This window comes from Roseinatronobacter alkalisoli, assembly GCF_028745735.1.
GTDB classification, from domain to species: domain Bacteria; phylum Pseudomonadota; class Alphaproteobacteria; order Rhodobacterales; family Rhodobacteraceae; genus Roseinatronobacter; species Roseinatronobacter alkalisoli.
Genome location: NZ_JAQZSM010000026.1, coordinates 35,267 through 49,211, shown reverse-complemented (window position 1 = coordinate 49,211; position 13,945 = coordinate 35,267). Strand labels below are relative to the sequence as shown.

General features: G+C 61.4%; 12 protein-coding genes. 2 read left to right on the top strand and 10 right to left on the bottom strand.

Translation table 11 applies throughout. The annotated features are described in order from the left end of the window. Positions 1 to 162: 162 nt before the first annotated feature. From PUT78_RS19035 to PUT78_RS19020, 4 genes are all read right to left on the bottom strand, one after another. Positions 163 to 1,041: a DMT family transporter gene (locus PUT78_RS19035; protein ID WP_274353855.1), complete on the bottom strand. Its 879-nt coding sequence runs from the start codon at positions 1,039 to 1,041 to the stop codon at positions 163 to 165. A gap of 312 nt (positions 1,042 to 1,353) precedes the next feature. Next, entirely contained in the window at positions 1,354 to 2,121 is a 768-nt protein-coding gene (locus tag PUT78_RS19030; protein ID WP_274353854.1) for an ABC transporter permease, read from the bottom strand. Further along, a complete protein-coding gene (locus PUT78_RS19025) occupies positions 2,118 to 2,915 on the bottom strand; it encodes an ABC transporter ATP-binding protein (protein ID WP_274353859.1) in 798 nt (265 codons plus the stop codon). Before PUT78_RS19025 ends, PUT78_RS19030 begins: the two co-directional genes overlap by 4 nt. Before the next feature lie 60 nt (positions 2,916 to 2,975). Then, the gene (locus PUT78_RS19020; RefSeq protein WP_274353853.1) at positions 2,976 to 3,980 is read right to left on the bottom strand and encodes an ABC transporter substrate-binding protein; all 1,005 of its coding nucleotides are present in this window, start codon (positions 3,978 to 3,980) and stop codon (positions 2,976 to 2,978) included. A 233-nt stretch (positions 3,981 to 4,213) separates the two neighbouring features. On the opposite strand from PUT78_RS19020, the gene PUT78_RS19015 reads away from it, so the two are divergent. Beyond that, positions 4,214 to 5,830, top strand: coding sequence for a GMC family oxidoreductase (locus tag PUT78_RS19015; RefSeq protein ID WP_274353858.1), 1,617 nt, complete (start codon positions 4,214 to 4,216; stop codon positions 5,828 to 5,830). A 98-nt stretch (positions 5,831 to 5,928) separates the two neighbouring features. Here the strand turns inward: PUT78_RS19015 and PUT78_RS19010 are convergent, their stop codons facing one another. Genes PUT78_RS19010 through ftsW form a run of 4 tightly spaced genes read right to left on the bottom strand, consistent with a single transcriptional unit; the run spans position 5,929 to position 9,905 of the window. Beyond that, complete coding sequence (locus PUT78_RS19010) at positions 5,929 to 6,204, bottom strand: hypothetical protein (protein ID WP_274353852.1); 276 nt, start codon at positions 6,202 to 6,204, stop codon at positions 5,929 to 5,931. 11 nt (positions 6,205 to 6,215) lie between these two features. Continuing rightward, on the bottom strand, positions 6,216 to 7,628 hold the full coding sequence (gene murC, locus PUT78_RS19005) for a UDP-N-acetylmuramate--L-alanine ligase (protein WP_274353851.1): 1,413 nt from the start codon (positions 7,626 to 7,628) through the stop codon (positions 6,216 to 6,218). Continuing rightward, entirely contained in the window at positions 7,625 to 8,725 is a 1,101-nt protein-coding gene (locus tag PUT78_RS19000) for a UDP-N-acetylglucosamine--N-acetylmuramyl-(pentapeptide) pyrophosphoryl-undecaprenol N-acetylglucosamine transferase (protein ID WP_274353850.1), read from the bottom strand. Before PUT78_RS19000 ends, murC begins: the two co-directional genes overlap by 4 nt. 1 nt (position 8,726) lies before the next feature. Continuing rightward, on the bottom strand, positions 8,727 to 9,905 hold the full coding sequence (gene ftsW / locus PUT78_RS18995; RefSeq protein ID WP_274353849.1) for a putative lipid II flippase FtsW: 1,179 nt from the start codon (positions 9,903 to 9,905) through the stop codon (positions 8,727 to 8,729). A gap of 216 nt (positions 9,906 to 10,121) precedes the next feature. On the opposite strand from ftsW, the gene PUT78_RS18990 reads away from it, so the two are divergent. Continuing rightward, the gene (locus PUT78_RS18990; protein WP_274353848.1) at positions 10,122 to 10,853 is read left to right on the top strand and encodes a hypothetical protein; all 732 of its coding nucleotides are present in this window, start codon (positions 10,122 to 10,124) and stop codon (positions 10,851 to 10,853) included. Between the two features lie 6 nt (positions 10,854 to 10,859). Here the strand turns inward: PUT78_RS18990 and PUT78_RS18985 are convergent, their stop codons facing one another. Continuing rightward, positions 10,860 to 13,148: a right-handed parallel beta-helix repeat-containing protein gene (locus PUT78_RS18985; RefSeq protein ID WP_274353847.1), complete on the bottom strand. Its 2,289-nt coding sequence runs from the start codon at positions 13,146 to 13,148 to the stop codon at positions 10,860 to 10,862. Between the two features lie 393 nt (positions 13,149 to 13,541). After that, on the bottom strand, positions 13,542 to 13,943 hold the full coding sequence (locus PUT78_RS18980; protein ID WP_274353846.1) for a DUF4864 domain-containing protein: 402 nt from the start codon (positions 13,941 to 13,943) through the stop codon (positions 13,542 to 13,544). Positions 13,944 to 13,945 lie beyond the last annotated feature (2 nt).

Below are 13,945 nucleotides of genomic sequence, written 5' to 3'. Positions count from 1 at the left end.
CGGGGCCAGAACATTCGACCAGATGTTCGACGCACTCGCCGAAGTCTGCGATCTGTTCACACCGCAGGAATGCTGGAATTACTGCTGCGAAGCAGGATATGGATCAAGTTAAAGGCTCGAGGCTTTAAGCCAAACCAGCCTTCAACCTGATCTGATCAGATGTCAGCGCACCAGCACCCGGTTGCGCCGCAACTGCCACATCACCACCAGATTCGACAGCAGCAAAACCGCAATCACAACCGCACCGCCCACCAGCGTTAACTGCCCCGGATCTTCGCCCAGCAGAAACCACACCAGAACCGGCGCAAGAATGGATTCCAGCAAGATCAGCAATGTCACCTCTGCCGAGGTGATATAGCGCGGCCCCAGCGTCATCAGCGAACTGGCGACAGTGATGAACGCGCCATGCCCCAGCAGCAGCCACCACTGCCCCGGAACCGGCCCCGCGATATCGGCAAACGGGGCCAGAACCAGCGCAGACCCGATCAGCGCCACCGGCAACAGCGGCAGCGTGGGTCGCCCGCGCAATTTGCGCAAGGCGGTCATGGCAACAGCGAAGCAAAAGGCAACCCCCACCGCCATCAGGTCGCCATGCCAATGCGCCCCTGCGGTTTTCCGCGACCCCACCAATATGATGGCCATGCCCACGAACACACCCGCCATCGTCCAGATCATGCGGCGGCTTATCAGCTCGCCCAGGAAAACCCGGCTGAGGATGGCCGCGAAAACCGGCATTGTGGCGATGATGAAAACGACATTGGCCACACTGGTCAATGTGACCGCCAGCACGAACCCCGCAGCCGATGTGCCGAAAAACACCACATAGATCAGCCCTGCCCCGCCGCTGCGCGAAACGCTGGCAACGGCACTGCCCCCTTGGGTCGCCAGCACGAACAGCATGATGAACATGCCCGATGACAGGTTCCGCCAGAACGCGATGGTCAGGCCATCCGCCTCTATCAGCCGCACAAACAGGGAATCGGGGACAATGAACAGGACACCAAGGCCCGTGATCAGCAACCCCTTCAGATGATCATTCATGCCCGCATCAGGGAGGAAGCGGGCAGCAGTGTCAAGCAGGAGCATGTCGTGCAAAACCGCGAGCCCCTTTTTGCGTTTCCCGGCGGCGCGGGAACAACAGGACTGCGCCTTTCGCGTGGCTGCGCGGGATGCAATCAGCCTGATGCGGACATTTGGGGGTATTCCCGAGATGCGGAACAAAGGCCGAAGGCTGGCCCACGCAACCGGCGGGCCGTCCCGCGGCCTGCCGACAGCGCGGGCTTGATCCAGGCATCAATGCCCCCTTCAGCCACATCCAACCAGCTATGTGATTCCAGCAGGCGACGGCCCGCCCTACCCCGGCGCGCGTTCTGCCCAGCCCGCGAATATCTTTTCCAGCGCCACCACGATGTAATACAGCACGATCCCCAGAAACGCCAAGGCAATCAACACCGCAAACATCAGCGGAAAGTCCGAATTTGTGCGCCCCGAATCAAACAACGCGCCCAAGCCCCGCCCATGCGGGCTGACGATTTCCATCAGATTGGTGCCGATGAACGCCAGTGTTACCGCCACTTTCAACGCGCCAAAGAATTCCGGTAGGGTTTTCGGCAGGGCAATCTTCCAGAAGATCGTGGCCTGCGATGCGCCAAGGCTGCGCAGAATATCGCGGTATTCAGGTTCCAGCGTGGACAGGCCGATACTGACCGACACCGCAATCGGAAAGAACGAAATCATGAAGGCCAGAAGCACCGTGTTGAAATCATGCTGGCCCACGAACATCAGCGCGACAATCGGCACCACTGTCGCCTTGGGGATCGCATTGAACCCCACCAACAGCGGATACAGCGCATCGCGCATGGTGCGCGAAAACCCCATGATCATGCCCAGAAGCGTGCCGAACAGCACCGCCAGAAACAGCCCGACCACTGTGCGCCACAATGTCTGCCAACCCATCGACAGAAACAGCGGCCAATGGCGTTCAAACGCTGGCGGCAGGTCCGACGGGGCCGCCATCTTGAATCGTGGCCAGCCATTGAACCAGACCAGCCATTCCCAGAAGGCCAGAAACACCACTACAGCGATAACCGGCACGACAAAGGCGCGAATATGCTTGTTCATGCCGCGCCCTCCCCTGCGGTACTGCGCCCCTGGGCAATCTGAATCTGGTGGCGCAGGATGTTCAGCTGTTCTGCGGCCACAGCGGTATACAGGTCTTCCAATGTGCGCGGCCCGCTGGACGGCACATCCAGCACATATTGCGTGCGCGCAGGACGGCCCGACAACACGACAACCTGATCGGCCAGAAAGATCGATTCGCGCAGGTCATGCGTGATCAGCACCCCGGTAAAGGGTTCGCGTTCCTTGACCCTGTGCATGGTCTGCCACAAATCCTCGCGGGTGAACGCATCCAGCGCGCCGAAAGGTTCGTCCAGAATCAGCACATCAGGCTGATGGATCAGCGCGCGGCACAGGCTGGCGCGCTGGCGCATGCCGCCCGACAATTCCGACGGGCGCTTGTCCTCGAACCCTTCCAGCCCCACCAGCGACAGCAGGAAACGCGCGCGGTCCTCTGCCTGTTTGCGCGACAATTTGCTGGGCACAATTTCCAGCGGCAGCAGCACATTTTTCAGAATCGTGCGCCATTCCAGCAGCACCGGGTTCTGAAACGCCATGCCCACAGTGGACCGCGGCCCCTTGACCTTTTCGCCATGCAGCCAGACTTCGCCCTCATCGGGTTTCATCAGGCCCGCGATCAACCGCGTCAGGGTGGATTTGCCACAACCTGACGGGCCGACCACAGCCACGAACCCGCCTTCGGGAACAGAAATTTCCAGCCCGTCCAGAACCGGCAACGGCCCTGCATCAGTCTGATAGGCGTGCTTCACACCTTTGATTTCGATAAGATTCTGCATCCCGCCCCCGAAGCCAGTATCACCAGCGCAGCCCACGCCGCGCTGGTCGCTCACCATGTATCAGTCCAGCTTGAACCCGCCTTCGGGCAGGAAAGCATCGGTGAAATAGACCGATGCATCGGGTTCCGTCTGGTATTCATAGGTCAGCTTGATCTGCTCCAGCGAATTGGCGAAACGATCGGCATCGATAATGCCCATGCCGTTTTCCAGAACCCAGTCGGTGACAACCGTATCGGCCAGCGCCAGTTCAAGGCGGCGCAATTCCAGTTCGCCATCCATTGCGGGGTTCCGGCTGACCAGTGACTCAATCGCCGCTTCGGGGTCTGCAATCGTGTCCACCCAGCCCTTGGCAACAGCTTCCAGGAAGCCCGACACCGCATCAGGGTTGGCTTCAGCAAAATCCGTATTGGCGATGATCACGTTGCCATAAAGGTCCACCCCATGATCAGCCATAAGAATGACGGTCAGATCATCTTCAGGCACGCCCAGCCGCGCCGTGCTCAGGAATGATGTGAACGAAAACCCGGTCACAGCCGCAACAGTGCCTTCGGCCAGCGACGGCTCGCGCGTCGGGAACCCCACGGGTTCAATGGTGACCTGTGATTCATCAATGCCGGTTTCCGCCACGAAAATCGGCCATTGCGCGAATGCACCATCGGGGGGCGGGGCACCCAGAATGCGCCCTTCCAGATCGGACGGGGTTTCAATACCCAGCGACTTGCGCCCCACAATGGCGAATGGCGGCTTGTCATAGACCATCATCACACCGATCACCGGCGCATCGGGGTTCTGGTCCAGAAACTTGATCAGGCTGTTGATATCGGCAAAACCCACCGGGAATGCACCCGTCGCCACTTTGGGAATCGCATCAAGGCTGCCCTGCCCTGCGGTCACTTCCACCTCCAGGCCCGCATCTGCGAAATAGCCCTTGTCGATGGCCACGAAATAAGGCGCAGACGGCCCTTCAAACCGCCAGTCCAGTGCGAATGGCATGCTTGTCTGCGCATGAGCAGAAACCGCAAGGGCACCAAAGCCGATTGCAGCAGTCAAAGTGCGGTGGAACATTCAAGAACCCTCCTGTTGGTCTTACGTCAATTTGCGTAAGTGGTGTTTGGCAATCTGTCATCGCGCGGACGCAGGCGCCACCCATGGCGGCGTCATAATGATGTATTCTTGGGCATTCGCCACGATGATGCAAGAAATTTGATCACTTGGAAAAATTCAAGCCGCGGCGCTGTGCGACATTTTCCCGCTTGAAGCCCCCCGCACGCTTGGCCACACTGCCCAAAACCGGGGGGATGGGCGTGCAGGATTTCGGAACATTCGACTACATCATCGTGGGCGCGGGGTCCGCCGGATGCGTGTTGGCAAACCGCCTGAGCGCGAACCCCGCCACGCGCGTTCTGTTGCTGGAAGCGGGCGGGTCCGACAGGTATCACTGGGTCCATATTCCGGTCGGATACCTGTATTGCATCGACAATCCGCGCACCGACTGGCGCTACCGCACTGCGCCGGAACCCGGCCTGAACGGGCGCAGCCTGCTGTACCCGCGCGGGCGGCTGCTGGGGGGGTGCTCCTCCATCAATGGCATGCTTTACCTGCGCGGACAGGCCGCCGATTACGACACCTGGGCGCAGATGGGCAATACCGGCTGGGGCTGGGACGATGTGCTGCCCTATTTCCTGAAATCCGAAGACTATTATCAGGGCGAAATTCCCGGCCAGCATGGCGCGGGCGGCGAATTGCGTGTCGAACAGCAGCGCCTGCACTGGGAAATTCTGGATGCCTGGAAAGATGCCGCCATCGCAGCAGGCATTCCCGAAACCCCGGATTTCAACCTCGGCGACAATTTCGGCGTGGGCTATTTCAAGGTCAACCAGCGCAAGGGGCTGCGCTGGTCGGTCGCGCGCGGCTTCCTGCGCCCGGCCATGCGCCGGCCCAACCTGACCGTGCTGACCCATGCCCAGGCCGAAGGGCTGGTCCTGTCGGAACGCCAGGTCACGGGCGTGCGCTTCCGCCACAAGGGCGCGCCTGCATGCGCACAGGCCGGGCGCGAAACCATTCTCGCCACAGGCGCAATCGGGACCCCGCATCTGATGCAGCTATCGGGTCTGGGACCGGCGGAATTGCTGGCAAACCACGGCATCACCCCGGTTCTTGATATTCCCGAACTGGGTGAAAACCTTCAGGATCATCTGCAAATCCGCTGCGCCTTCAGGGTTCAGGGGGTGCCGACACTCAACACAATGGCCGCGACACTCTGGGGCAAAGGCATGATCGGGCTGGAATACATGCTGCGCCGGACCGGCCCCATGTCCATGGCTCCCAGCCAACTCGGCGCCTTCGCGCGCTCAAGCGACACAATTGCCACGCCGGATCTCGAATACCATGTCCAGCCTGTCACGCTGGACGCCTTCGGCCAGCCGCCGCATAACTTCCCCGCCATCACCGCCAGCGTGTGCCACCTGCGCCCCGAAAGCCGCGGACAGGTGCATCTCACCTCCCCCGATCCACAGACCCATCCCCTGATCCGGCCGAATTACCTGTCAACCGACACCGACCGGCTGGTGGCAGCCCGCGCCATCCGCCTGACCCGCAGGATCATGGAACAAGCGCCACTGGCGCGCTACCACCCGCAGGAATTCAGGCCCGGCCCGGACTACCAGACCGATGCCGAACTGGCCCGCGGCGCGGGTGACATCGCCTCGACCATCTTTCATCCCACAGGCACTGCCCGCATGGGCAGTGACGACCGCGCCGTGCTCGACCCGCGCCTGCGCGTCAGGGGCATTGGCGGGCTGCGCGTGGCAGATGCCTCGGTCATGCCGCGCATCACCTCGGGGAATACCCAGGCCCCGGTCATCATGATCGCCGAAAAAGCCGCCGACATGATCCTGCAGGACGCCGCGCCCTGATGTTCAGTCTGGTATAAATATCCACCGGGGTTTCTGAAGGGGGGCGTGCCCCCCTTCAGGCAGGGGGTTTGGGGGGCGGCAGCCACCCAAGCCCCCCCTCAGAAACTGCTGCGCCCCCTGCGCCACCACCCCACACAGCCCCCGATGATCAGGCCCAGTATGGCAGGAAGCACGAAAACCGACAGCAGAATGGCCATCGCCAGCCCGTCCATCTGGCCGGACCCGCCGCGCAAGGACAAGAACATCCCGCCCGCCGCCAGAACATGGCCCAGCACAACCGCGCCAAAGGCCCTGCGCCAGCCATTGCGCAGCAACACAAAACCCAGCACAGCACCGGCAAAGACCGCCGCCGCCATGAACAGATAGATACGCACCTCCGGCCCCATCAGGCAGCCTTTGCCTGCAAGCGCGGCAACAGCGCATGTGCCCAGCCAGAAATCGTGCCCGCGCCAAGGCAGACAACCATATCACCGGGGCCTGCATGTGCGCGTACCAGCGCTTCCAGATCATCCTCTGTGGTCACCGGATAGGCCGCGCGATGCCCATGCGCAGCCAGCCCGGTCAGCAGGTCATCGCGGCTGGCGCCCGCAATCGGGTCTTCTCCGGCGGCATAGACCGGCGCGATGCCCACGACATCGGCTTCATTGAAACAGGTGCAGAATTCCTCGAACAGGTTCGACAGGCGCGAATAGCGGTGCGGCTGATGCACCGCAATCACCCGCCCCTGCCCGCCCAGCGCCTGCCGCGCGGCACGCAGCACGGCGGCAATCTCGACCGGGTGATGGCCGTAATCATCGATGATGGTCACCCCCCCGGCTTCACCCACGCGGGTAAAGCGGCGGTTCACACCCCCGAAACCGGCCAATGCCGCGCGGATTTCCGCGCCGTTCATCCCCAGATGCCGCGCTGCTGCCACAGCGGCCAGCGCATTGGACACATTGTGATCCCCCGGCATCGGCAGGCTGCACCCTTCGATCACGCGGCCTTCATCCTGAAACGCGATATCAAACTTCGCGATTCCCTTGTCATAGTGCAGATTGACCGCGCGGATATCGGCCTGCGCATTAAACCCGAAAGTCACAACGCGCCGGTCGGTCAGGCGGGCAACCAGTGCCTGTACTTCCGCATGATCCGTGCAGCAGATTGCCAGCCCATAGAAGGGAATCCCGCTGACAAAATCGTAAAACCCTTTGCGCAGCGCATCGAAACTGCCCCAGTGTTCCATATGTTCGGGGTCAATATTGGTGACAATCGCAATCGTTGCAGGCAGCCGGTTGAACGACCCGTCGGATTCGTCGGCCTCGACCACCATCCATTCCCCCGCGCCTGCGCGCGCATTGGACCCATAGGCATGGATCACGCCCCCATTGATGACAGTGGGGTCCAGCCCGCCACGGTCCAGCAGGGTGGCGACCATGGTTGTGGTGGTGGTTTTGCCATGCGTCCCCGCCACTGCGATGTTGGAACGCAGGCGCATCAGTTCGGCCAGCATTTCCGCCCGGCGCACCACCGGCAAACCCGCGCGCCGCGCTGCAGCCAGTTCGGGATTGTCGGGTTTGATGGCCGTGGACACCACGATCACTTCGGCATCACCAATATTTTCCGCGCGCTGCCCGACAAAGATTTCCGCACCCAGTTCCGCCAGCCGGTCAGTGATGGCGCTGGCCTTCATATCCGACCCCTGCACGCGGTAGCCATGTGTCATCAGCACTTCGGCAATGCCCGACATGCCAATGCCGCCGATACCGATGAAATGGATCGGGCCGATATCGGTCGGCAGTTTTGTGGCGGGACTCATGGCTGTTCCTTTCGGGCAAGGGATTCGACCAGCGCGACCAGATGTTCTGTCGCATCCGGGCGCCCGGCAGACAGCGCGGCGCGCGCCATTGAATTGGCCGCTTTTGGATTGGTCAGGATTGATAACAGGGTTTCGCTTAACGCAGGGGCGGCGAATTGTGATTCGGGGAAAACCACTGCCGCATCCACCCGCGACAGCATTCTGGCATTCGCCGCCTGATGGTTCCCCGCCGCCGCCGCATAGGGCACCAGAACCGACGGGCGCCCGATAATCGAAATATCGGCGACAGATGACGCACCCGCGCGGCTGATGACCAGCTGGCATTCCGACAGGCGGCGGGGAATATCGCCGAAAAAGGGCGCGATTTCTGCGCTGACCCCGCCCGCGTCATAGGCCGCGACAACGCGCGGAATATCTTCTTCGCGCGCCTGATGGGACACAGTCAGATTGCGTTTCACATCGTCAGGCAGCGCGGCAATCGCGTCCGGCACGACATCCGACAGGATACGCGCCCCCTGCGAGCCGCCAATGACAAGCAGGTCCATCGGGTAATCACCGGGCGCGATATACCCTGCGCCCGCACGGTCGCGCACAGCAGCGCGCACGGGGTTGCCGGTGAACACGCCTTCAACCCCCTCCGCGCCCTGAATCGGCCATGTGCCGCAGGCCAGGGCGTTGACGCGCCTGGCAAAAAACGCATTCACCTGCCCCAGCACACCGTTTTGTTCATGGATCATGCGCGGAATGCGCAGCACGACCGCCGCCGCCAGCGCGGGCACAGTCGGATAGCCGCCAAACCCCACGACAACGCGCGGGCGGTCCAACACCATGCCCATGATCGCACGCAAAACGCCCGCGGCCAGCCGCAGCGGCACAACCGCCTTTGCCAGCACCCCGCCGCGTGCGAAAGTCGCGGCGTTTACCCTGTCAACCCTGACCGCCTGTGGAAACCCGCCTGCATAGCGCGCGCCACGCGCATCAGTGGACAGCTTGACCCGCCAGCCCCGCGCCAGCAGCGCCTCTGCCAGGGCCTGCGCAGGAAACATATGCCCGCCCGTGCCCCCGGCGGCAATCAGAACAAGCGGTGTCTTGGCCATGTCAGCCCCCTGAACCCAGTCCACGGCGCGACAGAATCTCGCCAATCTCGCCCTGTGGTCTGGTGCGTGTGAATGCCAGCAGCATACCGATTGCCATGCCCGTCGCAAGCAGGGACGACCCACCATAGGACACGAACGGCAAAGTCATGCCTTTCGACGGCAGCAAACGCACAGCAACGCCCATATTGATCATGGCCTGAATGGAAAACACCGCCACAATGCCGGTTCCTGCCAGACGGATGAAAATATCGCGTTCGCGCATCAGCCTGAACAACGACCGCAGCAGGATCAGCGCGTAAAGCCCGATGATGAACAACACCAGAATGAAGCCGTATTCTTCGGCGGCCACAGCGATGATGAAATCGGTATGCGCATCAGGCAGGGACCATTTCACGCGCCCTTCGCCCACGCCCGCGCCGAAAAATCCGCCTTCGGAAATGGCGTTCTGCGCATAGCCCATCTGGGTGCGCGGGTCCACATCCGGGGCCAGAAACCCGTCAATACGGCGGGCAAAATGTTCAGACGAATTATAGGCCGCCCAGCCACCCACAACCACCAGCCCGGCAATACCCACCAGCAGCGCCATGGGCGCACCGGCCACGAAATACATGATCATCCAGCCTGCGGCGATCAGCGCGGCCTGCCCGAAATCCGGCTGAAGGGCCAGAAACCCCACCACAAGCAGCGTGAACCCGAAGGACAGCGCCCGTCCCGGCGGGCCGTTCAGGTCCTGCGATGATGCCATAAGCCATGCGGCAAATACTGCCAGCATGGGTTTCAGAAATTCAGACGGCTGGAACGACCCGAAACCAAGGCTGAACCAGCGCGTGGCCCCCTTGCCGAAATCAGTGCCGAAAAACGGCAACAGCATCAGCGCCAGCAGACTGGCAAAGAACCCCACCACCGCAAAACGCCGTATGCGTTCGGGCGAACACATGGACAGGCCCAGCATGGCTATCAGCCCCAGAATGCCGAAAAACACCTGCCGCTGCACATAGAAGAACGGCGGCAACCCGTTGCGCGTGGCCAAAGGCGGAGATGCCGCAAGCCCCAGCAGCAACCCCACGGCCATCAGCAACAACACCCCTGTCAGGGTCATCTTGTCAATGGTGCGCCACCAACGCGGAAGGATAGGGTCCACCACGCGCATAGGCGCGGTGCCATAAACCATTTCTGTCATGCGACTGCCTCGATAGAACCGCTGTTTTTGCCTGTTTTTGCCCGATTTTTCGGGTCTGTTGCCAAGTCTAACCTGAACGCGCCTTTCAATCCAGCACAAAGACACGCGCGCCGGTCACAGGGGCGTGGGCAAAAGGGGGCGCGCGAAGGTGATATGAAAGGCTTGAACCCTGCGCCCCGGGCGCGCACAAGATGTCTGGACTCAAGGCAGGTATGGATGCAATTGAAAAAGCACATACACAACATACGGCACAGGCTGTTTTCCCCGGACCCTGCGCGCAACGGATTGCCCGTAATCCCCCTTCCGGATGGCCCGCCTGCACAGACAAAGGCCGGGGTCGATGCCTATCTGCAGCTTCTGTTCGCGGATATTGCCGCCTATGCCCCTGCGCCGGTGCCGTCATCCATTGTCACCGGCGCAATGCGCTGCGGCAAGACGCTGGTGGCGCAGCAGGTGGCGCTGCGCAACCGGCTGTACCACATTCCCGGCGACAGGCTGCGCAATGCAACCCATCTGGGGTGTGATCAGGCCACAAAGCTGCGGTTGGTCAAATATATCTACAAACGTCTGTTGCTGGCCCATCCGACAGGGCTGTTGCTGGAAGGGACCATATTTCTGGACAATGGCGTGACGCTGCCCCACTGGGCCACGCGGCGCGGCGTTCCATGCTTTGCCATCGGCTATGCGCTGGATGATCCCGCGCGCAAGGCCGAAAGCATGATCGCCTTTCGCAAGGTCCATGATTGCTGGACATCGCATAGCAGATCGGATGCCGACCTGCACCGCATGGCCCGCCAGATCGTGCAGCACAGCAAGGATATCAAGGCCCGCTGCGCCGCCAATGGATGGTCCTATTTCGATCTGGATTCGGCCGCGTTCGACAGTGAAAGGCAACGTATTGTCCGCACTGTCGAAAAACAGCTGCGCGGGGCGACGATACGCCGCTGACCGGCGCTATAGCGGGCGGTCAACGCGCATGGTCACAATCGCGCGTCCGCGTGTGGCCACCGGCCAGCGCAACCGCGCCTGATTGCTGTCCGGTCCCTGATTGACCTGCACATAGGGTGCCTCATGGCGGATTGTGTCGCTGTCATCGCGCGCCGCATCTTCCATGACCACCGATGTCACAGTGCGCACCCGCCCGCCAAAGGGCATTTTGCCACCTGAATCGATGGTCCAGTTCGTGGCTGCGGTGTTTTGTTCATGAATGATGACGCTCGGGCTTTCTGTCGGGAAATCAACGCCGTTATAGCTGTTGTTCTGGAACAGCACATTGCGGAAGCGGTTATATTGCAGTCCCGCGAATGTGGTATCCACGACCTCCACCCGCTCTATCGCGTTGCCCGACAGGCGGAACACATTGCCCTGAACCACCAGCCCCTGAATGAAATGCCCTGACCCATAGGGTTTGAACACAAGGTAACGGAACCATGGCGCGACGCTGATCGCAAAGAAGATATTGCCGGTGACCGTCAACCCGCCAAAGGAAAAGCCCGTGGTATGGTCGGGGAAGGCGTCATGTTCATTGGTCATCTCGATAAAGCAATTATCTATGTAATTGCCGGTCACGGTGGTTTTGACATTTCCCGCACTCAGGACAAGTCCTGCCTGACGTATGCCCGCGGCAGTTGAATCACCCTGAAAGAAGTGATTGCCGCTGATGATATGGCCGCTGCCGGCCACCACCCCGAAATGCGCCCACAGCACAACGCGGTTGTTGCGGATCTTGGTATCGTTATTGTTGACATTAAAGCCGATGACCGTGCGATCCTGCGAATTCATTGTCATCTGCGAACTGCTGAACTGGCAATTGTCGATCATCAACCCCTGACATGCCACCCCGATCGATGTGATGGCCCGGTCGCGCGGGCGGTTGAAATCGCATTGATGGAAGCGGAAAATCCGCCCCCCTTCGGCCAGCATGACCGCCGAACCGCGACCACGGCAGATGAATTCCAGATTGTGGAATTCGAAATTGCGCAGACTGGAAAAGCCCGAAAAATCCAGCCCGTATCTGAAGCGTTCAAAGGTGAATTCCTGCGTCATCGCGCCACCATGCAGCGGCAGGCTGAGGGTCAGTGTACCCGCCGCCACATTGCGCGCACGCACATATACTTCGCGGCCCACGCCGACACCGCTGACGCGCGCACCCACGGGAATGGCGGCCACATTGCTGATGCCGCTTAACAACAGCGGGCTGGATGGTGTGTAGGTGGCAATACCCGTCACGGTTTCAGTGTCCCATGCGGGGCTGTTGATGAAATCCAGCTGACCATCGGCCAGCACCCTGCGCCGCGATGTGTCATCATAGCCCGCAAGCGCGAACACATCGACAGGCGCGGTCAAGGGGACGCGCCGCCCCTTCAGGTTGAATTCCATATGTTCATTGCTGTGAAACAGCGCCTGCACCCCTTTGCGAAACCCCAGTTCAGCGCTGCCAAAGGCCGCTTCATAGCCGGGCAGGTTGAAATTCTGCTGCAGGATCAGCACGGTTTCGGGCGCCATGCTCAGCGTGCCGCGAAACACTGCGGGCATGCTGATCGTCAGATCATCGCCAAGGGCAAACACGCCCTCTGGCACCAGCAGGCTGCGCCCGTTTGCCGCCGCCATCGCTGCCAGAAACGCGCTGTGATCATCGCTTGCCCCGTCGCCCAGCGCGCCGAAATCGCGCACATCGACAAGGCCCAGCATGTCGCGGGTATAAAGGACGGAAATATCCTCGATGATCAGGTCATCGATGCGCACCACCCCGCCTGTCGGGCCGGTCAGGTCCAGCCCCACATGCGCGATATTCACAGACAGCGGCCAGACCATGTTCACACCCGGGCGCGCGCCGGTGCCGATGATGGCCGACACTTCGACAATCTGGCCATAGGTGGTCAGCGTCACCTGTGGGCCGGTGGTTGTCAGTCCCGGAATTTCGGTGCCGCTGCTGTCGCCCGCCCATGTTGCAATGCGTATATCCGGCATGACACCGGCCATTGCCTTGATGCGCGCGCGTACGCGCAGGTAGCTGCCGGGCAGGACCGGCACTTCCCCCATCCAGCGCAGCCGCGTCGTGGCGCTGATATGCTGAATTTCCAGCGCGCCGCTGAAATCGGGGTCAGCGGGCACAAAAGCGGCATATGCGGCAGTGTCATATGTCGGTGTTCCGGGGCGGCCCGTGGTTTGCGACCACTGGTCCAGACCTGCCGAAAACGGCGGGGGCGTAATTGCCTGCGGGTTGGTAACGGCCAGGTTCATGAAAGACCCTCTCTTGTCAGTCGATTTCTGCAATCGGATGACGTTCAGGGGCGCGGATTGCCTACCTGACCGATCATCCGGACAGGGCAGACTATATCAAAGGGCGGTTAAACCTCGTTGAGGGCAGCGTGCGTTGCCCTTGCGGGCAGGGGCTGACTGGCCTGAACCGGACGGTTGAAGCCCGCGCCATCAGTGGGCCGGGGTCTGCCGGTCCCGCGTTGTAGAAGTTCGCTTTATGCGGGCGGCATACTCCTGAGTTCAAAAGCTTGAACTGACATCAGCGCAATCGGCAGGCCGCGGGACGGCCAGACCTATGGCGTGGGCCAGCCTGCGGCCTTTGTTCCGCACCTTGGGGCGACCACAACGCCATTCGCAGCCCGCGCAAACCCCGCCTCAGACACCTGTTTCAGGCGCCTGAAGCAACTGCACACCGTTGATCTGCCAGCCATCCGCCGCAGGCACCATCTGATAGGCCAGAAAATGCAGCCGCCCCTGCGCATCGCGGATCATGACACGCTGAACCACACCTGCCGGGGTTTCGGTCTGCTCCAGCATGGTGACGTCTGCGGGACGATACACCATCGGATAGCCGTTCCGCACCATCGCGCCAAACCGCTCCGGCGTTGCGAACAGGCGCTTTATATCGGGGCTGGCAAAGCTGAAGGCACGGTCGAAATCATCCGCCTGCAACGCGGCGATCTGGCTTTCGATGGTCTGGCCAATACCGGCATGGTCCTGTGCCTGTGCAGTGCTCACGGCCAGCACAAGCCCCAATGCCGCAAATATCGCACGCATGA